We start from the raw sequence: 23,417 nt of genomic DNA, 5'->3' as shown, positions 1-23,417 counted from the left end.
GCCATGAACCGGACCCTGCGCTACGGCTTCGAAGGCTCCTACATGGGCGACAATGCCCGCCTCGCGCCGACCGCCCGCCTGGAATGCAAGATCTGCTGGCACGTCTATGACCCGGCGCAGGGCTGCGACACCTGGGACGTGCCGCCGGGCACGCCCTTTGCCGCCTTGCCCGACCACTGGCGCTGCCCGGTGTGCGACGGCGACCGGACCCAGTTCATGGTGCTCGACCCCGGGGTCCCGGCGGCCGCGGCAGGCGGGCCTGCGGCACCGCAGGAGGCGCCCCAGGATGGTCCCCAGGCCGACCCGCGCCTCGCCGCCCTGGTCGCCGCCGCGCCGGCCCGCTTCGAGGCGGCGTTCCGCGAGATCCATGCCGGCAAGATGAAGGGCGTGCCGTTCGTCAACGAGACGCTGTCGGTGAAGGCGGTGGGCTTCCGCGTCCACGAGGGGCGCGGGCTCGGCGTGCTGGTGACGCCCTGGTTCATGAACCTCATTCTGCTGCCGGGACCGGACGAGGACTGGTCGGGCCTGCGGACCGGCGAGAAGAGCCTGATCGAGCTTCCCTCCGGCACCTACGAATTCCTCGCCGCCGACCGGCAGGAGACCGGGCCCTACAAGGCCTGCTCGCTGTTCTCGCCCATGTTCGACTTCACCTCCATGCTGCAGGCGGTGGAGACCGCCGCGGCGGTGATCCCGGCGCTGCTCGATGCCGGCAACCGCGTGGAGGGCACGCGCGCGGGCGAGATCCGCCGCCGGCGCGAGGCGGCGCTCGAACAGGCCGAGGAGGCCGAGCCAGAGACGCCGGCGCCCGCCGGCGCGCCGTCCGAAATGTCGCGCCGCGCCGTGATCTTCGGCCCCCGCGCCGCGACGCCGGAGGCCGGCACGCCATGATCCACGCGCCGGCCGTCGTCGCCCGCATCGCCCTCGCCCCGACCGTTCCGGGCGGCGCCTGGCGCGTGACGCGCGAGACGGCGGCGGACCCGGCGCGCGTGCTCGTCGGCCGCACGTCGCAGGAGGCGGCCCGGCTCGCCCCGCTCATCTTCAACCTGTGCGGCGCGGCCCATGCCCGCGCCGCCGCCGCCGCTCTGGGCCTGTGCGACGGCCAGGACGCCGCCGCTTTGGCGCGCGAGGCGGCGCGCGAGCGCGCCCGCGACCATGCCCGCGCCATCCTGATCGACTGGCCGGCGGCGCTCGGCGCGCCGCCCGACCGCGCGAGCCTCGGCCTGGTCGCCCGGCCGGACGGCGCGGCGGCGCTGGCGCGCGCTTTGGCGGGCGATATCGGCGACCTTGCGGCCTTCTCGCCCGCGGCGCTCGACGCCTGGCTCGCCGCCGGCGAGACCGCCACCGTCCGCCACCTCGCATGCCTGCGCCGCGAGAGCGACCCGGATTGGGGCCGTGCCGGCCTGCCTGTCCTCGCGCCGCAGGCCCTCGCCGATCTGATGGCCGACGGCCTGCGCCCGGCAGGCGCGGGACGGACCCCGTCCGTCGGCGACGCGGGGCGGAACAGTCCTTTCCTGTTCGAGACCGGCGCGCTCGCGCTGCTTTCGGACACCCCCCTCTTCCGGGCGCTGCTCGCGCGCGAGGGGCCCACCTTGTTCGTGCGGCTCCTGGCGCGGCTCGCCGATGCCCTCGACGCGCTCGCCATGGCCGCCGAGGCGCCGCTGCCGGCGCCGGCCGGGGTCGGCCTCGCGCGCGCCGCGCGCGGGCTGCTCGCCCATGGCGCCCGGGTCGAAGAAGGGCGCGTCGCCGCCTATCGCGTGCTCTCGCCCAGCGCCTGGACGCTCGCTGCCGGCGGCCTGCTGGAGCGCGCGCTCGCCGCGCTGCCGCCCGGCCCCGCGGGGGCGCGGCTCGTCCCGCTGCTGGTGTCGGCCATCAATCCGTGCGTTCCCGTCGCCATCGTTCCGGCGGAGGCGGCCCATGCATGAGATGGCTTTGTGCGAGAGCCTGCGCTCGGCCATCGAGGACGCCGCCGTGCGCGAGCGATTCTCCCGCGTCTCGCGCGTGCGCCTGTCCATCGGCCGCTTCGCCGGGGTGGAGGTGGAGGCGCTGCGCTTCGGCTTCGACATCGTCATGCGCGGCTCGCCCGCCGAGGGCGCCGAGCTGGTGGTGATCGAGGAAGCCGGCACCGCCTGGTGCTTCGACTGCTCGGCCACGGTCGCCATGGCGCACCGGCTCAGCCCCTGTCCGTGCTGCGGCGGCGAGCGGCTGGTGCCGAACGGCGGCACGGAGATGAAGATCAAGGATCTGGAGGTCACCTGATGTGCACGGTTTGCGGCTGTGGCGGCGACGGCGCCACCCTTTCCGACGGGCAGGGCCGCCAGGCGCTCCCCGAACACCACGCCCACACCCACACCCATGCGGACGGCACCACCCACAGCCATCCGCACGGCCACGGGCACGGTCTGGTCCAGGATCACGACCACGACCACGACCACGATCATCATCACGACCACGACCACGGCCACCCGCGCGACGCGGCGCCGACGCTGGACTATGGCGCCGGCCCCGCCCGCGCCCATGCGCCGGGCCTCTCCCAGGCGCGCATGGTGGAGATCGAGACCTCGATCCTCGCCAAGAACGAGGCGCTGGCGGCCAAGAACCGCGCCCGTCTCGCGGAGGGCGGCGTGTTCGCCCTCAACATCCTGTCCGGCCCCGGCGCCGGCAAGACCACGCTCCTGGTGGAGACGCTGAAGGCGCTCGCCGGGCGCCTGCCCTGCGCCGTCATCGAGGGCGACCAGCAGACCGACAACGACGCCCGCCGCATCCGCGAGACCGGCACGCCGGCGGTGCAGATCAACACCGGCAAAGGCTGCCACCTGGACGCCCACATGGTGGGCCACGCCATCGACAAGCTGCCGCTGCCGGCCGGCGGCGTGCTGTTCATCGAGAATGTGGGCAACCTCGTCTGCCCCGCCGACTTCGACCTCGGCGAGACCCACCGCGTGACCCTGGTCTCGGTCACCGAGGGCGACGACAAGCCGCTGAAATATCCCGACATCTTCGAGAGCGCGGACCTCGTCCTCATCACCAAGCGCGACCTCGCGCCCTATGTGGATTCCAACCCGGAGGTGCTCGCGCGCAACATCGCCCGCATCAATCCGCACGCGGCCATCCTCGAGGTCTCGGCGCGCCAGGACGGCGGGCTCGCCCCTTGGCTCGCCTGGCTGGAGGCGGCGCGCGCGGCGCGCCTCGCCAAGCTCGCCGCGGCGGCCGAGGCCAAGGCCGACGCGCTGCGTGCGGCGGCAGGCGGCACGGGTTCCGGCATCCTCAAAGCGGCGGCGGGGGGTGCGCGATGACGCGCCGGCCGGCCATCCTGGTGGTGGACGACGAGCCGCGCTCGGTGGAGGTGATCGCGCGCGTGCTGGAGGAGGAGTTCGACGTCTTCACCGCGCTCGGCGCGGAGGACGCGCGGCGGATCCTGGAGCACGAATGGATCCAGGTGATCTTCTGCGACCAGCGCATGCCAAAGACCTCCGGCGTCGCGCTGCTCACCGAGGTGCGCGAGCGCTGGCCGGACATCCTGCGCATCATCGTCACCGGCTACACCGAGCCGGAGGACATGATCGGCGCCATCAATGAGGCCGGCATCTACCAGTTCATCACCAAGCCCTGGCACCCCGACCACCTGCTGCTCGCGGCGCGCAACGCGGCGCACCTGTTCGGCCTGCAGCGCGAGCACGAGCGGCTCAGCCTGGAGATGAAGCTGTCGCTGCCGGCGGCCGAGGCGCGCATCGCCGCGCGCCGGGCGGAAGTGGCGCGCAGCTTCCATTTCGACGCGCTGGTGCGCGCGCCCGGCAGCCCGCTCGGCACCGCATGCCTGAAGGCGGCGCAGGTCGCGACCTTCGACGTGCCGGTGCTGGTGGCGGGCGAGACCGGCACCGGCAAGGAATTGCTGGCGCGGGCGATCCATTATTCCTCGCTGCGCTCCGACCGGCCGTTCTTCGCCGTCAATTGCGGGGCGATCCCGGACGAGCTGCTGGAATCGGAACTGTTCGGCCACAAGAAGGGCGCCTTCACCGGCGCCCACGTGACCCGAATAGGCCTTTTGGATCAAGCGGATGGCGGCACGATCCTGCTGGACGAGATCGGCGACGTGTCGCCCGCCTTCCAGGTCAAGCTGCTGCGCTTCCTGCAGGAAGGCGAGATCCGCCCGGTGGGCGCCAACGAGGCGAAGCGCGTGAACGTGCGTGTCCTCGCCGCCACCCACCGCGATCTCGCCGGCGAAGTGGCGCGCGGCCGCTTCCGCGAGGATCTCTATTACCGCCTGTGCGCCATGGTGGTCACCGTGCCGCCGCTGCGCGAGCGGCGCGACGACATCCCCGTTTTGGCCCACGCCATCCTCGACGCCCTCGCCGCCCAGCACGGCAAGAAGGCCAAGGGCTTCACCGAGGAGGCGCTGGCCTGCATGCAGGCCTATGACTGGCCGGGCAACGTGCGCGAACTGCAGAACGAGGTGACGCGCATGCTGGTGCTGGCGACCCACGACGCGCTCTCCGCCGACCTGCTCTCGCCCCACGTGGTGCGCGACGCCGCCGCCGCGACGCACGCGGCGCGGGATGCGGCGCGCGACGCCGCCCCCATCGCCCTGCCCGACAGCGGGCCGCTGAAGGACCGCATCGAGCGCATGGAGGCGACCATCCTCATGGAGACCCTGGTGCGCTGCCGCTGGAACAAGAGCCGCGCCGCCGAGGAGCTCGGCCTCTCGCGGGTCGGCCTGCGGGCCAAGCTCGACCGCTACGGGATCGCCCGCGGCGCGGCATTCGGCAAGTCGCACTGAGACGCGCCCCCGCGCGGCGACACCCCCCACCCCTGCCCTCCCCCGCAAGGGGGGAGGGGGATCTTCTAGGAGACCCGCACATGTGCCTCGGCATTCCCGGACAGATCGTCGCCGTCGCCGACGCGGACGCCATGCTGTGCACCGTCGACGTCTCGGGCGTGCGGCGCGCGGTGGACGTGGTGTGCGTGGCCGAGCCCGGCCGGCCGCTCGCAGAGCTGATCGGCGCCTGGGTGCTGGTGCATGTGGGCTTCGCCATGAGCCGCATCGACGAAGAGGAGGCCGCCGCCACCTTGAAGGTGCTCACCGAGATCGGCGAGGCGGAGGCCGAGATGGCGGCCCTGCGCCTCGGCCTCGATCACCCCGCAACCCCCTGAAGGAGAACGCCGATGCGCTACGTGGACGAATTCCGCGACCCGGCGCTCGCCGCCGCCCTCGTCAAAGAGATCGGCGCCGTGTGCGGGCGGCTGGAGCGCGGGCGCGACAGGCCGCTTTCGATCATGGAGGTGTGCGGCGGGCATACCCATGCGATCTTCCGCTACGGGCTCGAAGGGCTGTTGCCGGACCTCGTGGAATTCGTCCACGGACCCGGCTGCCCGGTGTGCGTGCTGCCCATGGGGCGGGTGGACGACTGCGTCGCCATCGCCGAGCAACCCCATGTGATCTTTACCACTTTCGGCGATGCCATGCGGGTGCCGGGGGCGCGCGGGAGCCTGCTCCAGGCGAAAGCCGAGGGGGCGGACGTGCGGATGGTCTATTCGCCGCTCGATGCCCTTGAACTGGCACGCAAAAATCCGGACCGGGAGGTGGTGTTCTTCGGCCTCGGCTTCGAGACCACCATGCCCTCCACCGCCCTCACGGTGCTGCGCGCGGCGCGCGGCAACGTCCGCAACTTCTCGCTCTTCTGCAACCACATCACCATCATTCCCACGCTGCGCGCGCTCCTGGAGCAGCCGGACTTCGGCATCGACGGCTTCATCGGGCCGGGGCACGTGTCCATGGTGATCGGCACCGCGCCCTACCTTTTCATCGCCGAGGAGTTCAAGAAGCCCCTCGTGGTGGCCGGCTTCGAGCCCATCGACCTTCTGCAATCCCTCCTCATGGTGCTCAAGCAGATGGAGGCGGGCCGGGCCCAAATCGAGAACCAATATGCCCGCGTGGTGCCGGACGCCGGCAACCCGGCGGCGCTGAAAGCGGTGGCGGAGGTCTACGAGCCGCGCGCCACCTTCGAGTGGCGCGGGCTCGGCTCCATCGCCGGCTCGGGGGTGCAGCTTAGGCCCGCTTATGCCGCCTTCGACGCCGAGAGGCGCTTCGCGGTGCCGGACGTGAAGGTGGCGGACCCCTCCTCCTGCCGCTGCGGCGCGGTGCTCACGGGGTCGGAAAAGCCCTGGGCCTGCCCGGAATTCGGCACCGGCTGCACGCCGGAGACGCCGCTCGGCGCGCTCATGGTCTCCTCGGAAGGCGCCTGCGCCGCTTATTACCAATATGGCGGCCTGCGGGGGGCGGCGGCATGACGACCGACACGGCAGCCCCCCGCGCGCCCCGCGCGCCCCTGCCCGCCCCCGCGGCGCCCGCCCGCCCGAAGCTGGCGGCGAAGACCGTGACGCTCGCCCATGGCGGCGGCGGCAGCGCCATGCGCGATCTGATCGACGCGGTGTTCCTTTCCGCCTTCTCGGACGAAGGCCGCGCCGCCCCGGAGGACCAGGCGCGCTTCGACCTCGCGGCGCTGGCGTCCAAGGGCGACCGGCTCGCCTTCACCACCGACGGCTTCGTGGTGGACCCCCTGTTCTTCCCCGGCGGCGACATCGGCACGCTCGCCGTGTGCGGCACCATCAACGACCTCGCGGTCGGCGGGGCGGTGCCGGTGGCGCTGTCCTGCGCGGTGATCGTGGAGGAGGGCCTGCCCGTCGAGGTGCTGGCGCAAGTGGCGCGCTCGATGGCCGAGGCGGCGCGGGCGGCGGGGGTTTCCATCGCCACCGGCGACACCAAGGTGGTGCCGCGCGGGGCGTGCGACAAGCTGTTCGTCACCACCACCGGCATCGGCGTGGTGCGCGCCGGGCTCGACGTGGGCATCGCCAAGGCGCGGCCGGGCGACGTGGTGCTGGTCAACGGCCTGCTCGGCGACCACGGCGCCGCCATCCTCAATGCGCGCGGGGACCTGGCGCTGGAGACCGCCATCGAAAGCGACTGCGCGGCGCTCCACGGCCTCATCGCCGATCTGGTCGCCGCCGCCCCCGGCATCCGCATGATGCGCGACGCGACGCGCGGCGGCGTCGCCTCGGTGCTGAACGAGCTCGCCGAGGCGAGCCGCGTGGGCATCTTGATCCGCGAGCTGGATTTGCCGATCCGCCCCGAGGTCACGGGCTTCTGCGAAATCCTGGGCCTCGACCCGCTCTATCTCGCCAATGAGGGCAAGCTCGTCGCCGTGGTGCCGCCCGAAGAGGCCGAGCCGGCGCTCGCCGCGCTGCGCGCCCATCCCCTGGGGCGGGCGGCGGCGGTGATCGGCCGCGTCACCGACGTGCGGCCGGGGCGCGTGGTCATGGAGACGCGGTTCGGAGGGGCGCGGGTGGTGGACATGCTGGTGGGCGACCAGCTGCCGCGGATTTGTTGAGGGGGGCTATACATTTATCTCAGATCGAGAGGCTCACATAATTCTTAGTTCGATTTCAGAAAAATCGAGTTTCTCAGATGATATTTTATATTGACACAAAATTTTGAAAAAACTCGACAAATCAAAATCATCGAGAGTATATACTCTCTAAGAACGAAAACAGAACGCCAGATTTAATAATTCTGAACGTTTCTTTTCCGCCGCGGACTATCATTCCGGCGAAATATGCCCGTGGTCGACCGCCTTCAAGCTGTATGACAAATGCCGGACCACCACTCATACCATCCGGATGCTTATCAAGGGGTCGTTCGGCTTGGACCACCAACAGCGATTCGTCGGTCGGTTGCGAATGAGGATGACAGACGACATTGCGGCGAGCGAGGCCAAGGTGATTATTTTCGTGAATCTCATACAATTGCTCACTTGAAGGATATCCACTTAATAATATTGCTAGGATATCAATATTGCCTACGTCAGGCGGAATCGTGGTGAAATTGAAAAACAACTGGCTCAATTCAGGACGATCTTTGCACGGCGCCGTAAAATCAAAAGCTGCAACGTCATAGGCATCTGTATCAGAGCGGGCATTATAGCCTCGCAGACCCCCCGAAGTAATAACATGACTACCCGATTTTGTTAGAATTCCCGCCTGCGACGCGTCTATTTTTTTAATTTGATGTTGCGTAACGAGAAGAATTTCACGCCCCTTGTAGCGTATCGCTGACGCCGATCCCGCTAAATAAATCTTAAATTCTTCATCGTCGGTGTTTACGACTAGATTTATAGCATGCCGCGCGAGAACGCCCTCTACCAGGCGCCCGGGGATAATCAGGCCATTCACATCAACGCCAAGGTCTGAAAATCGCCCCAGAATGGTACCTTGCGTTTGGCCTCGGTGATTCAAGCAACTTCTCGCTCAGCTATAGATTCAAGGGTACTACATCCATTTCAAGGAATTCAATAGGAAGACGGAAGCCCCCCCGGCCCTCATCCCGTCTTCTCCAGCAATTCAGACACACCCTGCTCGCCGTCGCTCATCGCACTTAGCCGACGACGCGATTCCCCCCCACCCGTCATGGTCGGGCTTGACCCGACCATCCATGGCGTGCGGCCAAGCGCGCCGCTCCGCAGCCTTGCGCGAGCGGAACGGCCTGGCTACTCCGGTCAAGCCGGAGCATGACGGCGTGAGACAAGGGGCATCCGGGCGCGGCGCCGGACAGGGGATCGGACCGGACGGCGCGCGGGTGGTGGACATGCGGGTGGGGGATCAGCTGCCGCGGATTTGCTGAGGGGACACGCCGGAAATCATGACCCGCCGGCGAGAGGGAAGCGGCCATTCCGGCCCTAGGCCTTGCCGACTTTGCTCTCGGCGGTCATGTCAAGGTCCACGGACCGCTCCGATGGTCCGATCTGATCCAGCGCGAGCAGCAGCGAGGCAACGCGGTTCGCCGAAGATCTCCATTCCGCCATGCGCGCATAGCTGTCCGTGATCCAATTGAAGGCGGCCTGCACGATGGTGAAGGCAGCGGCGGCCTGGATGACCTCGCCAAGGCTCATCAGCCCGACCAGATACTTCGGCATGCAGAGCAGCAACCCGATCACCGGCGTGAGGAGGAGATTGGTCTGCGAAACCAGCGTCATTCGCATGAGCTGAAAGCAGAGCTGGCGCCACTGGAAAATAACCTTCGCCAGGACGCCGCCGATCAGCGCCCTTCCGCCACGCTCCCCGCCGTCCAGCGCGGGGGCCTCGCCGCTCTCGCGCAAATGAGCCCCGATCGCCCGCAGATCGGCTTCCACGCGTTTGCTTTCACCCAGCACGCGCATCAAGTGCCGGCCGATCAGCATCATCGCGGCAGTGACCAGGGCGGAATATGCGATGACCGAGAGCACGAGATACCCCGGGATGGACACGTGGTGCCCGTGAACGGTGATGACGAGAGAGCCGCCGACCGTCCAGAGAACGCCAATGAAGGTGATCGCGTTCAGGAACGAGGAAAGGAGCCCGACAGCGAGGTCCACGGGCACGTCGGTCGCGACCTTGGCATCCTCGGCGATCCGGTATTCGGGCGTTTGGTGCTCCCCCAGCATGAACCTCAGTTGTCGATAGCGATTATTCCCCAGCCAGTAATCATAAAGATGATTGCTGAGCGATGCGCGCCATTGGCGCTGGATCGTCATGCGCACCCAGACCGATACGATGACAAACGAGATACTGGCTGCGGCGAGCGGAACAAAGAGCATCGCCTGTCTCCAGAGCTCAATACCGTCCTTGCGGCCGATCGCGTCGAAGAAATCGCGGTTCCAGAAGTTCAGCCTGTATTGAGCCCATAGCTGCAAAAGAACGATCGCCACCATCGCCACCACCAGGCACCAGGCGCGCCAGCCAGTCCGGCCGCGCCAATAGCCCGAGGCGCTCGCCAGGAAGCGAGACAGAAGACGCTGCTGATCTGGGGGATGGTACATATCGCCAGCCATAAGAACCATCCAGGAATCGCCAGCTCGCCTCCGCGGAACGTCACCGCGCGGAACGTGGCTTGGACGGCAGCCTCGCCCGCGGTCGCATTGCGGGTCAAGAAGCCTGCCGCGCCGGGAAGAGACTCGACTCGCCCTCCCCAAACGTGAGTTTGCCGCGCCCGAGCTGGAATGCCGAGCGGGGAAATTGCGGTATTCTACGATATGGCAATTCCCCTTGATTCAAGCTAACATTCACAAGCTGCATCTGTCGTCGATTTGGGAATCGCATCAAGGATGCGGCTAAATATCCGAAGCGGTCGATCAGGACAAATACGTCGGCATTAGGCATCAGCACCATCGGGCAGGCGCCCGTGTTTGCTTCCCTCGACGCCGCCATCATCCGGGATGGCGTAGCCGCAAAATCCAGCCGCCACTATGCGTGAATTCCGGGTCACGCCGCATGTGAGATACGAGTGATCTCTGAGTTTTGCCGGCGCACCTCCCCCTGAGCGCCGCACGAAGGTCGAATGTGATGAACCGGAATTTACTCTACCTCGTCATCGCCGTGCTCGCGGTCGGCGCTGCCGTTGTCGGCTACCAGCTTTACAAGGAACGTCAAAAACCTTCGGGCGTCGAAATCAACATCGGAAAGAGCGGCATTTCCATCAAGGAAAAGTAGTGCCACGGCATTCGAGTGACGAGGTGGGCAAACTCCTCTAAATGCGAGCGTCAGGAGGGCCGGCTAAGTCAGCACTCACTTAAACCCCGACAAGGGAGCTTACTCCATGTCTCTGGGACTCATTCTCGTCATTGTTCTCGTCATTTTCCTTCTCGGCGGCTTCAGTGGCCGCTTCGGTGGATACGGCTACGGCTTCGGCCATGGCGGCGTCGGCATCATCGGCGTTCTCCTGATCATTCTCGTCGTCATGCTTCTCACCGGCCGGCTTTGACCTGAGGGGCGAGGGGCGCGGAGCAGGTTCTTGGCGAAGGCCGGGGCGAGTTCCTTCGTCCTGCTCCGCCTTGGCTCCCCCTCACCCCATCTCCCCCAGCGCCATCCGGCCGTCCCGCAAGCCCCTGTCCGCCGCCACTCACCACGCCCGAGTGTCACCCCCACCCGTCATGGTCGGGCCTAATCCGACCATCCCCGGCCCACGCGGCCAAGCGCGCTACTTCTGAATACTGGACAAGCGGCTGCGCGGGGATGCTCCGCTCAAGCCGGAGCATGACGGCGGGCGGCAGGCCGCCCCCGCCCCCCCTCACCCGCCGTTGGCGTTCACGCACTGGTTCACGCGCTCCCAGGCATCGGCGGAGCGCTTGCCGAGGTTCACCTTGCCGTCGTCCTCGCTGTCCATCAGCGACCAGGTGAAGAAGCCAGCGTTGGCGATGTCGGACACCGCCCCGTAGTCCAGCACGAACCACAGGCGCGAGCCGTTGGCCTCGGCGGTCACCGACCAGTCCGCCACGCCCTTCGGCTTGCCCGGAACCGCAACCACGGACCGCGGCCACTTGCCCTTGCGGCCCTCCCCTTTCATGCTGATGTAGGTATGGCGATCGGTGCGCATGGCGAGGATGTCCTCGCGCCCGCCGGCCCTGCGCACCGCCCGGCAGTTGATGACACCGTTCGCCTCGCGGGTGGCCGTGAACTCCCAGCCGTCGAAGCCGGCGCCGAAGGGCTTCGTCTGCGCCTGCGCCAAGGCGGGCGCAAGCAGCGGGGCAATGAGGCCGGCGGCGAGCGCGAGGCCGGTCAGAACGATGCGTCGCATGGGGTCTCTCCCTGACGGGGCCGCGCGGGCCCCTCAATCCCAGATCTGGAACTCGTTGTCGCCTTCGGTGCGCGCGCGCGGGTCGCCCATCATCACGCCGCCATGGCAATTGCCCCTGGGGTCGACGGCGATCCAGGCGTGGCCGGCATAGGTGCTCTGCGTCACGTTGCTGTCGGGCTTGAGGCGATGATAGCGCTGCCACTGGCCGTCGAAGTCGATCCACATGATGTCGAGCGGCATCTGCGTGCCGTTGTAGAACAGCACCTTCACCGGCGCGCTGGTCTTGGGCGAGCGCACCGTGCCCGGCGGCGGGCAGCCGCGGCCGGCGACGGGGCCAGGGGCCGGCGCGGCCGGCGGGGGCGGGGCGGGCGCCCGGTTCGGCTGCGCGGCGGCCGCCTGCCGCTGGCCCTGCGTGCGGGCGCACTGGCGCGCGATGTCGATGGCCGCGGCCGCGCCGTCGAGGTTGAACACCTGCAGGCCGCGGTCGAGATTGACGGCGAAGTCCGGCGCGTTGCGGAAGGCGTCGAGCTGGTCGCGGTTGATGGGCATGGAGGCCCAGCCGTCGCCCTCGGCGGCGAAGGCGCCCATCTCGGCCGCGTCGCCGAAGCCGTAATAGCCCTCAACCTTGCCGCGCCGGCCGTAATAGGGCACGCCGATCTGCCAGGACCGGCCGTCCGTGCCGATGCGGAACTGCACCTGGCCGTTGTCGGTGTCCGCCGCGCAATAGCCGAACACCGGGCCGACCCACACCGACACCACGTTCCAGCGCCCGGCCTTCTGGTAGGCCACCTCGTTCTGGGCCTGGGCCGGGCCGGCGGCGCCGAGCGCGAGGCCGAGCCCGGCGAGCGCCGCGATCAATCCGGCAGGAAGTATTCCGGTAGGAAAAAGTGACCGCCCCCGCATGTTCCGCCCCCTGCCCCGGCAGCGGAGCCGCAAATGGTTATTTTCGGCCCGCTATACTGTCAAGCTGACGCCGGGCCGGGGCGGCGGGCGTCAGCCCATCTCCTCCAGCGCCATCAGGGATTCGGGCAGCACCTGGCCGCCGTCGATCACCAGCGTCTGGCCGGTGATGTAGGCCGCCTCCTCGCTGGCGAAGAACAAGGCGGCGTTGGCGATGTCCTCGACGCTGCCGAGGCGCTTCAACGGGATCGAGGCTTCCATCTTGGAAAGATAGTCCGCGCCGAGCCCGTCGAGGCCCTCGGTCTTGATGTTGCCGGGCAGCACCGCGTTCACCGTGATGCCGAACGGCGCCAGCTCCAGGCAGGCGGTGCGGATGAAGCCCAATTGCCCGGCCTTCGAGGCGCCGTAATGGGCCCAGCCGGGATAGCCCGTGATCGGCCCGGTGATGGAGGAGGTGGCGACGATGCGGCCCCATCTCGCCGCCTTCATCGCCGGCAGCACCGCCGCGAGCGAATGGAACAGGCCCTTGAGGTTGGTGCCGATCACGCGGTCGAAGTCTTCGCTCGTCATCACGTCGAGCTTCGCGGCCGGGAAGATGCCGGCATTGGCGCACAGGATGTCGAGCCGCCCGTAGCGCTCCAGCGCCGCGGCGGCGAAGGCCTCGCACGCGGCGCGCTCGCACACGTCGGCGGCGAAGGCGGAGGCGTTGGGGCCGATCTCGGCCGCCGCCGCCTCAGCCTCGGCGAGATTGCGCGCCACCACCAGCACGTTGAGCCCGGCGGCGCCGAAGCGCCTGGCGATGCCCTTGCCGATGCCCTTGCTGGCGCCGGTCACCACCACGGTCCGCCCTTCCAGCGGCTTCAGCATGCGATTTGCTCCTCTTCTGTGCCGGTCGGTTCTTGTGCAAGCCCCCGCCCTGGCGCGATATTGGGCAAGCTCAAGAGTGCCTCGCCGCACCGGTCTTGGGAAGGAGAGAGCATGACGCCGCCGCCGCGCGCGCCGGCCCCGGACGCCCCGCCTCGGACGGCGCGCAGCGCAGGGCCGCGCCATGCTCTATGACGCCGCCTTCCTGGCGCGCCTGGAGGCTGGCCTCGCGCAGGCGCTGCCGCTGTGGGGCCTGGCGCCGGACACGCGCCTCGACCTCCTCACCATCTCCGAGAACGCCACCTTCCGCGCCACCGGCACGGGGCTGGGCGACCTCGTGTTGCGGGTCCACCGGCCGGGCTACCACACGCGCACCGAGATCGCCTCCGAGCTCGCCTGGATCGCGGCGCTCAGGGCGGACGGCGTGGTGACGACGCCGCGCCCGATCCCGCTCGCCGACGGCGGCCTGATCGCCGACATCGAAGACGGCGGCGCCACGCGCCAGGTGGTGGCGTTCGAATTCTTCCCCGGCGCCGCGCCGGACGAGGGCGCGGGCCTCGACGCCTGGTTCCGCGCGCTCGGCGCCGTGCATGCGCGGCTGCACGAGCATGCCCGGCGCTGGCGCCGGCCGGCGGGCTTTGCCCGCAAGGTGTGGAATTTCGACAGCACGCTCGGCGCCGCGCCGCTGTGGGGCGACTACCGCGCCGGCCTCGGGCTCGACGAAAAGGGCCGCGCGCTGCTGGAGCGGGCGGCGGGGGTGCTTCAGGCGCGGCTCGCGCCGCTCGAGGCGCCGGGGAATTTCGGCCTGATCCATGCCGACCTGCGCCTCGCCAATTTGCTGGTGGAGGAGGGCCGGCTGGCGCTGATCGACTTCGACGATTGCGGCTTCTCCTGGTTCCTCTACGATTTCGCCGCCGCCATCTCCTTCATCGAGCACGAGCCTTATGTGCCGGCGCTGCGCGCCGCCTGGCTCGAGGGCTACCGCGCGGTGGCGCCGCTCGCGGCGGAGGCGGAGGGCCAGCTCGACCTGTTCGTGATGCTGCGGCGCATCCTGCTCACCGCCTGGATCGCCTCCCACGCCGAGACGCCCACGGCCAGGGCCATGGGCCTCCCCTACACCCAAGGAACGCTCGCGCTGGCGGACGCCTTCCTCGGCCGGCACGGCTGAGCGGCGCGGTGGCGGCAGGAGAGCTTATGGACCCGACCGGCAAGAAGGAGATCCTGGCGCTCAACGCCTTCGCCGGCGCGCCCGGCGCCGCCCTGCCCTTGGACGTCGCGCGGCTGGTGGAGCGGCGGCAGCGCAGCTTCGGCGCCACCTCGGTTTTGTTCTACGCCCGCCCGCTCCACGTGGTGCACGCGCGCGGGGCGACGCTCACCACCGCCGACGGCGAAACCTTCCTCGATCTCTACAACAACGTCCCCTCGGTGGGGCACTGCCACCCCAAGGTGGTGGCGGCGGTGCGCGACCAGGTGGGCCGCCTCAACATCCACACCCGCTACCTGTTCGACGTGGTGCACGATTATGCCGAGCGGCTGCTGGCCCATTTCCCGGCGCCGCTCACCAAGGTCGCCTTCACCTGCACGGGGTCGGAGAGCAACGACCTCGCGCTGCGCCTCGCCCGGCGCGCCACCGGCGGCACCGGCGTGGTGGTCACCCAGAGCGCCTATCACGGCAACACCGCCGCCGTGACCGAGGTCTCGCCCTCCTCCTACCGCACGGGCGGCCCGCCCGCTTTCGTGCGCACCGTGCCGCCGCCCCATCCGGCCTATTACGGGGCGGACGTGGCCGGCGGCTTCGCCCATGCGGTGCGCGGCGCGATCGCGCGGATGGAAGCGGACGGCCACCGCTTCGCGGCGCTGCTGGTGGACACCATCTTCTCGTCCGACGGGGTCCATGCGGACCCGCCGGGCGTCCTCGCCCCGGCGGCGGCGGCGGCGCGCGCGGCGGGCGGCCTTCTCATCGCCGACGAGGTGCAGCCGGGATTTGCCCGCACCGGCACCCATATGTGGGGCTTCGCGCGCCATTGCGTGGTGCCGGACATCGTCACGCTGGGCAAGCCCATGGGCAACGGCATGCCGCTCGGCGGGGTGGTGACGCGGCCGGGCCTGCTGGAGGACTTCGCCGCCGCCTTCGGCTATTTCAACACCTTCGGCGGCAATCCGGTGTCAAGCGCCGCCGGCCTCGCGGTGCTCGACGCGCTCGCCGAGGATGGGCTGAAGGACAACGCGCTCCGGGTGGGCGCCCACATCGCCGCGCGGCTCGCCGATCTGCGCGCCGCCTGCCCGGCGATCGGCGAGGTGCGCGGGGCGGGGCTCTATCGCGGCATCGACATCGTCTCGCCCGCCGACGGCAGCCCCGATCCGGACGGCGCCGACGCGCTCATCAATGCCCTGCGCGCCGCCCATATCCTCATCGGCGCCGCCGGCCCGCGCGGCCACACCTTGAAGCTGCGCCCGCCGCTGTGCCTTTCGCTGGAGCAGGCGGATCAGTTCGTGGACGCGCTCGCGGCGATCCTGAAGCGGTGAGGACGGCCGGGCAAGGCCCTTCGCCGTCCAGCGGGAGGATCGCCAGACGGCCCGGCGCCTCCCCTCCCCCTTGTGGGGAGGGGAGAGGGGGTGGGGGTGGCGCGCCATCGGCTGACGCAGCCGGTCGTTCCGGAGCCATTCCCGACACCCCCTCCCCTGCCCCTCCCCACAAGGGGGAGGGGTGGCCGCAGGGATGGGGCTGGCCGATCCCGGAGGGCCGCGGGATCCCAGAAAAGGCAAAAGCCCTTCCCTCCGGTCGGAGGAAAGGGCTTCGCGTGTTCGGATCAGAGCCGAACCGTCTCCATTCGAAAGTCAAAGCCCGCTTTTGCGGGCGCCGAGCCTCAGCGGGTGGGGACCGGCTTGTCGCCGCGATAGTCGTAGAAGCCGCGCTGGGTCTTCCGGCCGAGCCAGCCGGCCTCCACATACTTCACCAGCAGCGGGCAGGGCCGGTACTTCGAATCGGCGAGGCCCTCGTGCAGCACCTGCATCACCGCAAGGCAGGTATCGAGGCCGATGAAGTCGGCGAGCTGCAGCGGGCCCATGGGATGGTTGGCGCCGAGCTTCATGGCGCGGTCGATGGAATCCACCGAGCCGACGCCCTCATAGAGCGTGTAGATCGCCTCGTTGATCATGGGCAGAAGGATGCGGTTGACGATGAAGGCCGGGAAGTCCTCGGCCACCGCATAGGTCTTGTGCAGGCGGGTGACGAACTGCTTGGAGCTCTCGAAGGTGTCGTCGTCGGTGGCGATGCCGCGCACCAGCTCCACCAGCTCCATCAGCGGCACCGGATTCATGAAGTGGATGCCGATGAATCGCTCGGGACGGTCGGTGGAGGCCGCGAGCCGGGTGATGGAGATCGACGAGGTGTTGGAGGCCACCATCGCGTCCGGCCGCAGCACCGGACAGAGCGCGGCGAAGATCTTGCGCTTGACCTCCTCGCGCTCGGTGGCGGATTCGATCACCAGATCGCAGGCGGAAAGGTCGTCGATCGCCTCGGCCATCTGGATGCGGGCCAGCGCCTGGTGCCGGTCCTCCTCCGAGACGGTGCCCTTGGACACCTGCTTGGCCATGTTGCCATTGATGGTGGCGAGGCCGGAGCGGATGCGGTCCGGGTCGGCGTCGTGGAGCGCCACGTCGTAGCCGGCCAGCGCGCAGACATGCGCGATGCCGTTGCCCATCTGGCCTGCGCCGATGACCCCGACCTTCTTGATCTCGAGCGGCATGGTTCTCTCGTTCTGCCTTTGTGAGCCGGGGGTCCGGCCGGGCGGGCCCGGCCGGGACGCTTCAGCCCTTCGCCTTGGCGATCTCGGCCTTCAGCTCGGGGACGACGGTGTTGATGTCGCCCACGAGGCCATAGTCGGCCACCTGGAAGATGGGGGCCTCCTCGTCCTTGTTGACGGCGACGATGACCTTGGAATCCTTCATGCCGGCGAGATGCTGGATGGCGCCGGAAATGCCCAGCGCGATGTACAGCTCGGGCGCCACCACCTTGCCGGTCTGGCCCACCTGCCAGTCATTGGGGGCGTAGCCCGCATCCACCGCCGCGCGCGAGGCGCCCACCGCCGCGCCGAGCGCGTCGGCGAGCGGCTCGATCAGTTCCGCGAACTTCTCGCGCGAGCCGACCGCGCGGCCGCCCGAGACGATGATCTTCGCCGCCGTCAGCTCCGGCCGGTCGGAGGCGGCGATGCTCTCGCCGACGAAGCCGGACAGGGCCGGATCGGCGGCGGCCGGGACCGCCTCCACCGGGGCGGCGCCGCCCTCGGGCGTGGCGGAAAAGGAGGCCGTGCGCACGGTGATCACCTTCTTGGCGTCGGCCGACTTCACGGTCTGGATCGCGTTGCCCGCATAGATCGGCCGCTCGAACGTGTCGGGGCCGTCCACCTTGATGATGTCGGAGATCTGCATCACGTCGAGCAGCGCCGCGACGCGCGGCAGCACGTTCTTCACCATGGCGGTGGAGGGGCCGACGATGGCGTCGTAGGAGGGCGCCAGCGCCACGATCAGCGCCGCCAGCGGCTCGGCGAGCCGGTGGGCGTAGAGCGCGTCGTCGGCGAGCAGCACCTTCTCGACGCCGGAAAGCTTGGCCGCCGCGTCGGCGACCGCCTTGGCGTCCTGGCCGGCGACGAGGACATGCACCGGGCCGCCGAGGGCGGCGGCGGCGGTCAGCGCCTTGGCGGTGACGCCGTTGAGAGCCGAATTGTCGTGCTCGGCGAGAAGCAAAGTCGCCATCAGATCACCCCCGCCTCGTCCTTGAGCTTCGCCACCAGCTCGGCCACCGAGCCCACCTTCACGCCCGCCTTGCGGCCCGCGGGTTCCGCGGTCTTGAGCACGGTGAGGCGCGGGGCGACGTCCACCCCGTAGCTCTCCGGGGTCTTCTCGTCGATGGGCTTCTTCTTCGCCTTCATGATGTTGGGCAGCGAGGCGTAGCGCGGCTCGTTGAGGCGCAGGTCCGTGGTGACGATCGCCGGGCCCTTGAGGCTCACGGTCTGCAGGCCGCCGTCGATCTCGCGGGTGACCGCGAAGCCGGCCGCCTCCACCTCGATCTTGGAGGCGAACGTGCCCTGGGGCCAAGAGAGCAGCGCGGCCAGCATCTGGCCGGTCTGGTTGCAGTCGTCGTCGATCGCCTGCTTGCCGAGGATGACGAGGCCGGGGGCCTCTTCGCCCACCACGCCCTTCAGGATCTTGGCCACCGCCAGCGGCTCCACCACGCCGTCCACCTTCACCAGGATGCCGCGGTCGGCCCCCATGGCGAGCGCGGTGCGCAGGGTCTCGGCCGCCTGGGCCGGGCCGACGGAGACCACCACCACCTCGGTGGCCTTGCCGGCCTCCTTGAGGCGCAAAGCCTCCTCGACCGCGATCTCGTCGAACGGGTTCATGGACATCTTGACGTTCGCGAGCTCGACGCCCGACCCGTCCGACTTGACCCGGACCTTTACATTGTAATCCACCACCCGCTTCACGGGCACCAGGATCTTCATCGAGGCGTGCTCCCCATCTCCCGACCTGAGGTCCGGCTGCGCGCATGGCGCCGAACGTGCTGTTTTGCGGGCCGGAGGCCCGCCGGGGGTCGCGCCCTCGAGGCCGCGCGCCCGCTGCGTCCGGCGTCAGCGGGCCGGGGCGGTCGTCTGGTCTCGGGAAGGAGGCGGGCCAAACCTTCGGACGCCGGTCGTCGCTCCGGCGCCCGAGGGGCCCGCGCTCCAGGGCGGAACCCTCGTATTCTCAAGGTTCCCTGCAATGCAGCAAAACCTCGGGGCCGGCAACGTAGGAGGGGGCAGAATGAGTGTCAACGCTCGCCTTCGCGCATCCCGCGCGGCGTCGGCACGCCCGAGGGATCGCGGTCGAACAGCGCCACGCCGGGCCGGCGCATGAGCGCCACCAGCACCGCGCCGGCGGCAAATCCGCCGAGATGGGCCCACCACGCGGTCTCCTCGTCCGCGGACGTCACCACCTGATAGACCTGGAGCGCCACCCACAGGCCGATGACCCAGGAGGCCGGCACCCTGAGCGGCAGCTTCATGAGCACCAGCGCCCACAGGCGGATGTGCGGGTGGAGCACGAGATAGGCGGCGATCACCCCCGCCACCGCCCCCGAGGCGCCGATGAGCGGCGCCTCCGAGCCCGGCTGGGCGACCACGTGGGCGACGCCGGCGAGGACGCCGCACAGCAGGTAGAAAGCGAGGAAGCGCACATGGCCCAGCGCGTCCTCCACATTGTCCCCGAACACGAACAGGAAGGCCATGTTGCCGATGAGGTGCAGCCAGCCGGCATGCAGGAACATGTAGCTGAGGAGGGTGAGCGGAGCCGGCAGGCGCTCATAGCCCTCGGGCAGCACCGCCGCCCCGGTCACCACCGCCGGGATGGTGCCGTAGGACAGCACCCCGGCCTCGCTCACCGCGCCCAGGCCGCCGTGCTGCAGCACCAGGAACACGAACAGGTTCGCGCCGATGAGCGCCCAGGTCACGTAGGGGCGCACCACGTGCTCCAGCGGATTGATGTCGTGCAGGGGAACGAACATGGCGCGCCTTCGAGCCCGGCCGGGCGGCGGCATCGCGCCCTGTCGCAATCTATCGGAACCGCGGGCGACGCGCCAAGCGCCGCGCGCCCGGCCTTACCGGCTGGCGCCGGGCACCCAGAGCACGTCGGCCTTGCCGCGGTCGTTGGCGTAGCGGCTGGCGACGAACAGCAGGTCCGAAAGGCGGTTGACGAACGCGATGGCGGGCCCGCCGACGGCGTGCGGATCGGTGTGGGACAATTGCACCATGTCGCGCTCGGCGCGCCGGCAGATGGTGCGCGCCAGGTGCAGATAGGCGGATGCCGGACTGCCCCCGGGCAGCACGAAGGAGGTGAGCGGGGCGAGTTCGGCGTTGAGCCGATCGATGTCGGCCTCCAGGCGCGCGACCTGGGACGGCACGATGCGCAGCGCGGCGCCCTCCGCCTCGCCGGACGCGGGCGGCGTGCACAAATCGGCGCCGAGGTCGAACAAATCGTTCTGCACCCGCTCCAGCATGGGCCCGAGCAAGGGCTCGCCTTCAAGGTGCAGCCGGGCGAGGCCGATGGCGGCGTTGGCCTCGTCCACCGCGCCATAGGCGGCGACCCGCAGGTCGTATTTGCGCACCCGCGCCCCGGTGCCGAGCCCGGTGGTGCCGTCGTCGCCGGTGCGGGTGTAGATCTTGTTGAGCTTCACCATCGCCGCCGGCTCAGCGCTGCATGGCGTAGACGGTGACCAGCACCAGCACCAACGCCAGGAACTGAAACAGCACGCGCAGGCGCATCAGGGTCTGCGAGCGCTGCGGCGAGCCGCCCGAGGCGAAATTGAACAGGCCGAGCAGCAGCACCCCCGCCACCAGGAACAGCGCGACCGGAATGAACAGATAGATGGACCAGTGGAGCATGGAATACCCGTAGGCGGCGCGCCGTCAGTTCATCACCGCGATCGCCGCATTGAGGGTGGACGCGTAGCACACCCAGGCAAGATAGGGCAGCAGGAGCCATCCCGCCACCTTGTCCACCGCCAGCGCCGCGCGCATGGCCATGGCCAGCGTGACGAGCAGCGCCAGGACGATGACGAGCGCCGGCCACGGCGCGTGGAGCGCGAAGAATACCGGCGACCAGACCGCGTTGAGCGCCAGCTGCGCCAGGAACAGGGCGATGGCGCGCTTGCGGCCGGGGGTTCCGGGCGGACGGCCCCACAGGCGGAACAGGGTCACCGCCATGAGCGCGTAGAGCGTGGTCCAGGCGATGGGGAAGACCTGGTTGGGCGGGGTCCAGGCCGGCTTGGCGAGGCCCTGGTACCAGCCCGGAATCTCCGGCGCGGTCGCCGCCGAGCCGAGCGCCGCCACCGCCGCCACCAGGAGCGCGGCCCCCAGCAGGCGCACCGGCCAGGGCGCGGGCGCCTCGGCCGGCGCCGCCGGGGGCGCCCCCGGCCGGGGCGAGGGGGGAGGCACGCTCATGGCGTTCCGCTCATTCCGCCAGAGCCGCTCAGGCGGCGATGTGCCGCTCGATCTCGTCGACCGGCAGCTTCACGAGGTCCTTGGCGAGCTCCCCGTCCACCGCCGCTTTCACCTGCGCGCTCAGCGCCTCGCGCAGCGTGCCGAGCGCCTTGGGCGGGGCGACGATGAGGATGCGGCTGACCCCGCCCTGCACCAGCTCGGCGAGCCGGCCGGCGAGGCGACGCAGGAAGTCCGCCTCGGCGGCGGCGTGATAGTCCGTGGTCTCGACCGCGCTGCGGGAGGCCCCCTTCGATTCGTGCACCCGGCCCGGACGCTCGGTGCCCAGCTCCGAGGTCGGCGGGCTGGGTTCGCTGATGGTCTCCAGCACCTTGAGACGCGGCTTCGGCGCGATGCCGCTGTCGGCGAACAGGAGGGCTTTCGCCCCGTCGCACACCAGCACCAGGCGATTGGCTTTGTCCGCGTTCGGCATGAGCGTCTCCTCTTAGGCCCGGGGGGCCGCATCCCACCGCGCAGGACGGTCCCGGGACGGTTCCCGAAGGCCGGCCACAAACCGCCGGGCGAATGCGTCAGCGTGGCCTCCCGGCGCGCCGGGCGCCTTGCGGCCGGTCAACCGGCCCTCCCTTCCTTAAAGTGTGTGGCGATCGCCCACGCGCAAGGGCGCGCGGGTTCCGGAGCGGAAATGCGACGCCTTGACCTTGGGTCCCATATTGCCGCGGGCCCCGGCGCGTGAGACGATTTCAATGACTGCCGCCGTGCGTCGGCGCGGCCGTTTGAGCCCGTCCCGTCGGGCTGGAGGAGTTGAGGCCATGCCCGTTCTCATCCGCTTCCTGCTGCGCCACGCCGCCATCGGCGTCGCCGTGGCGGCCGTATTCGTGGGCGCGCTCGCGGCCTTCGACGTGTTCCATCTCGGCGCCCTCATGCGCGGCTCGCCGGACGGCCTGCTGGCGCTCGCGGTGCTGACCGGAGCGCTGGGCATCACCTTCGGCAGCGTGCAGATGGGCTTCGCCGTGATGCTGATGGGCGAGGACGACGAGCCGCCCAAGGGCCGCCGCGCGCCCCGCGCCGCTCTGAAGCTCATCCCGGTACGGGTGCGCGCCCGCCGCTGAGGCGCGGCGGACGCATTCCTGCGTCGGCCTGGTCCGCCTGGAGCATGTCCGGCTTTCGATGAAAGCGGGACCGTTCCAGGTGTTTCAATTCACCCGCTCTCTTCCCGCGAACCGGTTTGCGGTCCGCTCGAAACCGCGCCCGCGTCCTGTCCATCCGCCTGAAGCGGCGCGGCGCGAAAGCGCCTCCTTGCCTGGCAGGGCCTCGGCATGGGGGGAGGGCGGGGGTGCTCCCGCCCTCTGTTTCGCCCCGATCGCCCCGGCGCAGCGCCACCCCCGCGCGGCTCCCGCGCGGGGGGCCGTGGCCATGGCCGGCTATTGGCCGTGGCCGCCGGAATGGCCGCCCTCGCCCGCGGACGCGGCGCCCACCGGCATCACCTTGTAGGTCACGGTCACGGTGCCCGCCTTCTCGAAGGTGAGCGTGCCGGTGACCGGCTTGTCGAGGGCGATGGGCGCCTTCAGGTCCAGGAACATGATGTGGTAGCCGCCCGGCTTCAGCGTCACCGCGCCGCCGGCGGGCACCGGAAGGCCGTCCGGCAGCGGGCGCATGATCATGACGCCGTCCTTCATGGCCATCTCGTGGATCTCCACCCGGCCGGCCACGTCGGCGGTGGCGGAGACCAGGCGGTCGGCGGCGGGGCCGGCATTCTTCACCACCATGTAGCCGGCGCCCACCTTGGCGCCCGCGGGCGTGGCGCGGGTGAAGGGGGCGTCGATCTCGAGGGAGCCGATCTTCACGTCGTCGGCGCGCACGCTTTGGGCCGAGAACAAAGCGAGCGCCGCCGCGAACACCGCGAGGCCGAGCTTCTCCTCGAACGAGCCGAAGATGCGCGCCCGGCGGGCGTTGGCCGCGGGCGTCCTGGCGGCGGGGGCCTCGGCGGCGAGCGTCTTGGCTGCGAGTGTCTTGGTAGCGAGCGTCTTGGCGGCGGAGCCGCCGGAGCGTTCGAACAGCTTCATGGGACTGTCTCCTTGAGG

The 23,417-nt window shown here is 69.8% G+C and carries 27 protein-coding genes; 13 read left to right on the top strand and 14 right to left on the bottom strand.

The window, feature by feature from the left end:
* Nucleotides 1–3 precede the first annotated feature (3 nt).
* The 8 genes from ABLE88_RS12665 to hypE all read left to right on the top strand — a co-directional run bounded on the left by ABLE88_RS12665 (nucleotide 4) and on the right by hypE (nucleotide 7,382).
* Entirely contained in the window at nucleotides 4–888 is an 885-nt protein-coding gene (locus tag ABLE88_RS12665) for a [NiFe]-hydrogenase assembly chaperone HybE (RefSeq protein WP_348832046.1), read from the top strand.
* A complete protein-coding gene (locus ABLE88_RS12660; RefSeq protein WP_348832045.1) occupies nucleotides 885–1,922 on the top strand; it encodes a hypothetical protein in 1,038 nt (345 codons plus the stop codon). Before ABLE88_RS12665 ends, ABLE88_RS12660 begins: the two co-directional genes overlap by 4 nt.
* Complete coding sequence (locus tag ABLE88_RS12655; protein ID WP_348832044.1) at nucleotides 1,915–2,256, top strand: hydrogenase maturation nickel metallochaperone HypA/HybF; 342 nt, start codon at nucleotides 1,915–1,917, stop codon at nucleotides 2,254–2,256. The genes ABLE88_RS12660 and ABLE88_RS12655 overlap by 8 nt, the downstream gene beginning before the upstream one ends.
* A complete protein-coding gene (hypB, locus tag ABLE88_RS12650; RefSeq protein WP_348832043.1) occupies nucleotides 2,256–3,293 on the top strand; it encodes a hydrogenase nickel incorporation protein HypB in 1,038 nt (345 codons plus the stop codon). Before ABLE88_RS12655 ends, hypB begins: the two co-directional genes overlap by 1 nt.
* Nucleotides 3,290–4,774 carry a sigma-54-dependent transcriptional regulator gene (locus ABLE88_RS12645; protein ID WP_348832042.1) on the top strand — a complete coding sequence of 495 codons (1,485 nt, stop codon included), beginning with the start codon at nucleotides 3,290–3,292 and terminating at the stop codon, nucleotides 4,772–4,774. Before hypB ends, ABLE88_RS12645 begins: the two co-directional genes overlap by 4 nt.
* A gap of 80 nt (nucleotides 4,775–4,854) precedes the next feature.
* Nucleotides 4,855–5,148, top strand: coding sequence for a HypC/HybG/HupF family hydrogenase formation chaperone (locus ABLE88_RS12640; protein WP_348832041.1), 294 nt, complete (start codon nucleotides 4,855–4,857; stop codon nucleotides 5,146–5,148).
* Between the two features lie 12 nt (nucleotides 5,149–5,160).
* Nucleotides 5,161–6,285, top strand: a complete 1,125-nt coding sequence (gene hypD, locus ABLE88_RS12635; protein WP_348832040.1) for a hydrogenase formation protein HypD — start codon at nucleotides 5,161–5,163, stop codon at nucleotides 6,283–6,285.
* Nucleotides 6,282–7,382: a hydrogenase expression/formation protein HypE gene (gene hypE, locus ABLE88_RS12630; RefSeq protein WP_348832039.1), complete on the top strand. Its 1,101-nt coding sequence runs from the start codon at nucleotides 6,282–6,284 to the stop codon at nucleotides 7,380–7,382. The genes hypD and hypE overlap by 4 nt, the downstream gene beginning before the upstream one ends.
* Nucleotides 7,383–7,509: 127 nt before the next feature.
* On the opposite strand, the gene ABLE88_RS12625 is transcribed toward hypE, so the two are convergent.
* Together ABLE88_RS12625 and ABLE88_RS12620 are read right to left on the bottom strand one after the other, a co-directional pair.
* Complete coding sequence (locus tag ABLE88_RS12625; protein ID WP_348832038.1) at nucleotides 7,510–8,286, bottom strand: hypothetical protein; 777 nt, start codon at nucleotides 8,284–8,286, stop codon at nucleotides 7,510–7,512.
* 440 nt (nucleotides 8,287–8,726) lie between these two features.
* Complete coding sequence (locus ABLE88_RS12620; RefSeq protein WP_348832037.1) at nucleotides 8,727–9,857, bottom strand: SbmA/BacA-like family transporter; 1,131 nt, start codon at nucleotides 9,855–9,857, stop codon at nucleotides 8,727–8,729.
* Nucleotides 9,858–10,368: 511 nt separating this feature from the next.
* Between ABLE88_RS12620 and ABLE88_RS12615 the strand changes: the two genes are divergently transcribed.
* A complete protein-coding gene (locus ABLE88_RS12615; RefSeq protein WP_348832036.1) occupies nucleotides 10,369–10,515 on the top strand; it encodes a hypothetical protein in 147 nt (48 codons plus the stop codon).
* Between the two features lie 106 nt (nucleotides 10,516–10,621).
* Nucleotides 10,622–10,786: a DUF3309 family protein gene (locus ABLE88_RS12610; protein WP_348832035.1), complete on the top strand. Its 165-nt coding sequence runs from the start codon at nucleotides 10,622–10,624 to the stop codon at nucleotides 10,784–10,786.
* A 306-nt stretch (nucleotides 10,787–11,092) separates the two neighbouring features.
* Here ABLE88_RS12610 and ABLE88_RS12605 read toward each other — a convergent pair whose 3' ends face one another.
* From ABLE88_RS12605 to fabG, 3 genes are all read right to left on the bottom strand, one after another.
* Nucleotides 11,093–11,599 carry a hypothetical protein gene (locus ABLE88_RS12605; RefSeq protein WP_348832034.1) on the bottom strand — a complete coding sequence of 169 codons (507 nt, stop codon included), beginning with the start codon at nucleotides 11,597–11,599 and terminating at the stop codon, nucleotides 11,093–11,095.
* Between the two features lie 33 nt (nucleotides 11,600–11,632).
* The gene (locus tag ABLE88_RS12600; protein WP_348832033.1) at nucleotides 11,633–12,457 is read right to left on the bottom strand and encodes a VHL beta domain-containing protein; all 825 of its coding nucleotides are present in this window, start codon (nucleotides 12,455–12,457) and stop codon (nucleotides 11,633–11,635) included.
* Nucleotides 12,458–12,592: 135 nt separating this feature from the next.
* The gene (gene fabG, locus ABLE88_RS12595) at nucleotides 12,593–13,366 is read right to left on the bottom strand and encodes a 3-oxoacyl-ACP reductase FabG (RefSeq protein WP_348832032.1); all 774 of its coding nucleotides are present in this window, start codon (nucleotides 13,364–13,366) and stop codon (nucleotides 12,593–12,595) included.
* Between the two features lie 181 nt (nucleotides 13,367–13,547).
* Between fabG and ABLE88_RS12590 the strand changes: the two genes are divergently transcribed.
* Nucleotides 13,548–14,531 (top strand): phosphotransferase enzyme family protein, encoded by a 984-nt coding sequence (locus ABLE88_RS12590; RefSeq protein WP_348832031.1) that lies wholly within the window; start codon nucleotides 13,548–13,550, stop codon nucleotides 14,529–14,531.
* Nucleotides 14,532–14,557: 26 nt separating this feature from the next.
* A complete protein-coding gene (locus ABLE88_RS12585; protein ID WP_348832030.1) occupies nucleotides 14,558–15,889 on the top strand; it encodes an aspartate aminotransferase family protein in 1,332 nt (443 codons plus the stop codon).
* A 341-nt stretch (nucleotides 15,890–16,230) separates the two neighbouring features.
* Here ABLE88_RS12585 and ABLE88_RS12580 read toward each other — a convergent pair whose 3' ends face one another.
* The 8 genes from ABLE88_RS12580 to ABLE88_RS12545 form a co-directional block, all read right to left on the bottom strand.
* Nucleotides 16,231–17,112, bottom strand: coding sequence for a 3-hydroxybutyryl-CoA dehydrogenase (locus tag ABLE88_RS12580; RefSeq protein ID WP_348832029.1), 882 nt, complete (start codon nucleotides 17,110–17,112; stop codon nucleotides 16,231–16,233).
* A 61-nt stretch (nucleotides 17,113–17,173) separates the two neighbouring features.
* Nucleotides 17,174–18,118, bottom strand: a complete 945-nt coding sequence (locus ABLE88_RS12575; RefSeq protein WP_348832028.1) for an electron transfer flavoprotein subunit alpha/FixB family protein — start codon at nucleotides 18,116–18,118, stop codon at nucleotides 17,174–17,176.
* Nucleotides 18,118–18,867, bottom strand: a complete 750-nt coding sequence (locus tag ABLE88_RS12570; protein ID WP_348832027.1) for an electron transfer flavoprotein subunit beta/FixA family protein — start codon at nucleotides 18,865–18,867, stop codon at nucleotides 18,118–18,120. Before ABLE88_RS12570 ends, ABLE88_RS12575 begins: the two co-directional genes overlap by 1 nt.
* 305 nt (nucleotides 18,868–19,172) lie before the next feature.
* Complete coding sequence (locus ABLE88_RS12565; protein ID WP_348832026.1) at nucleotides 19,173–19,904, bottom strand: rhomboid family intramembrane serine protease; 732 nt, start codon at nucleotides 19,902–19,904, stop codon at nucleotides 19,173–19,175.
* 93 nt (nucleotides 19,905–19,997) lie between these two features.
* On the bottom strand, nucleotides 19,998–20,576 hold the full coding sequence (locus ABLE88_RS12560; protein ID WP_348832025.1) for a cob(I)yrinic acid a,c-diamide adenosyltransferase: 579 nt from the start codon (nucleotides 20,574–20,576) through the stop codon (nucleotides 19,998–20,000).
* Between the two features lie 10 nt (nucleotides 20,577–20,586).
* Nucleotides 20,587–20,781 carry a twin transmembrane helix small protein gene (locus ABLE88_RS12555; protein WP_348832024.1) on the bottom strand — a complete coding sequence of 65 codons (195 nt, stop codon included), beginning with the start codon at nucleotides 20,779–20,781 and terminating at the stop codon, nucleotides 20,587–20,589.
* 24 nt (nucleotides 20,782–20,805) lie between these two features.
* The gene (locus tag ABLE88_RS12550) at nucleotides 20,806–21,339 is read right to left on the bottom strand and encodes a TspO/MBR family protein (RefSeq protein WP_348832023.1); all 534 of its coding nucleotides are present in this window, start codon (nucleotides 21,337–21,339) and stop codon (nucleotides 20,806–20,808) included.
* Nucleotides 21,340–21,367: 28 nt separating this feature from the next.
* Complete coding sequence (locus ABLE88_RS12545; protein WP_348832022.1) at nucleotides 21,368–21,808, bottom strand: host attachment protein; 441 nt, start codon at nucleotides 21,806–21,808, stop codon at nucleotides 21,368–21,370.
* A 337-nt stretch (nucleotides 21,809–22,145) separates the two neighbouring features.
* Between ABLE88_RS12545 and ABLE88_RS12540 the strand changes: the two genes are divergently transcribed.
* Complete coding sequence (locus ABLE88_RS12540) at nucleotides 22,146–22,445, top strand: hypothetical protein (RefSeq protein WP_348832021.1); 300 nt, start codon at nucleotides 22,146–22,148, stop codon at nucleotides 22,443–22,445.
* Nucleotides 22,446–22,757: 312 nt separating this feature from the next.
* Here the strand turns inward: ABLE88_RS12540 and ABLE88_RS12535 are convergent, their stop codons facing one another.
* Nucleotides 22,758–23,399, bottom strand: coding sequence for a copper chaperone PCu(A)C (locus tag ABLE88_RS12535; protein WP_348832020.1), 642 nt, complete (start codon nucleotides 23,397–23,399; stop codon nucleotides 22,758–22,760).
* Nucleotides 23,400–23,417 lie beyond the last annotated feature (18 nt).

The organism is Xanthobacter luteus (assembly GCF_040049235.1).
Lineage (GTDB): Bacteria > Pseudomonadota > Alphaproteobacteria > Rhizobiales > Xanthobacteraceae > Xanthobacter.
This window is presented reverse-complemented; position numbering and strand designations above follow the sequence as displayed.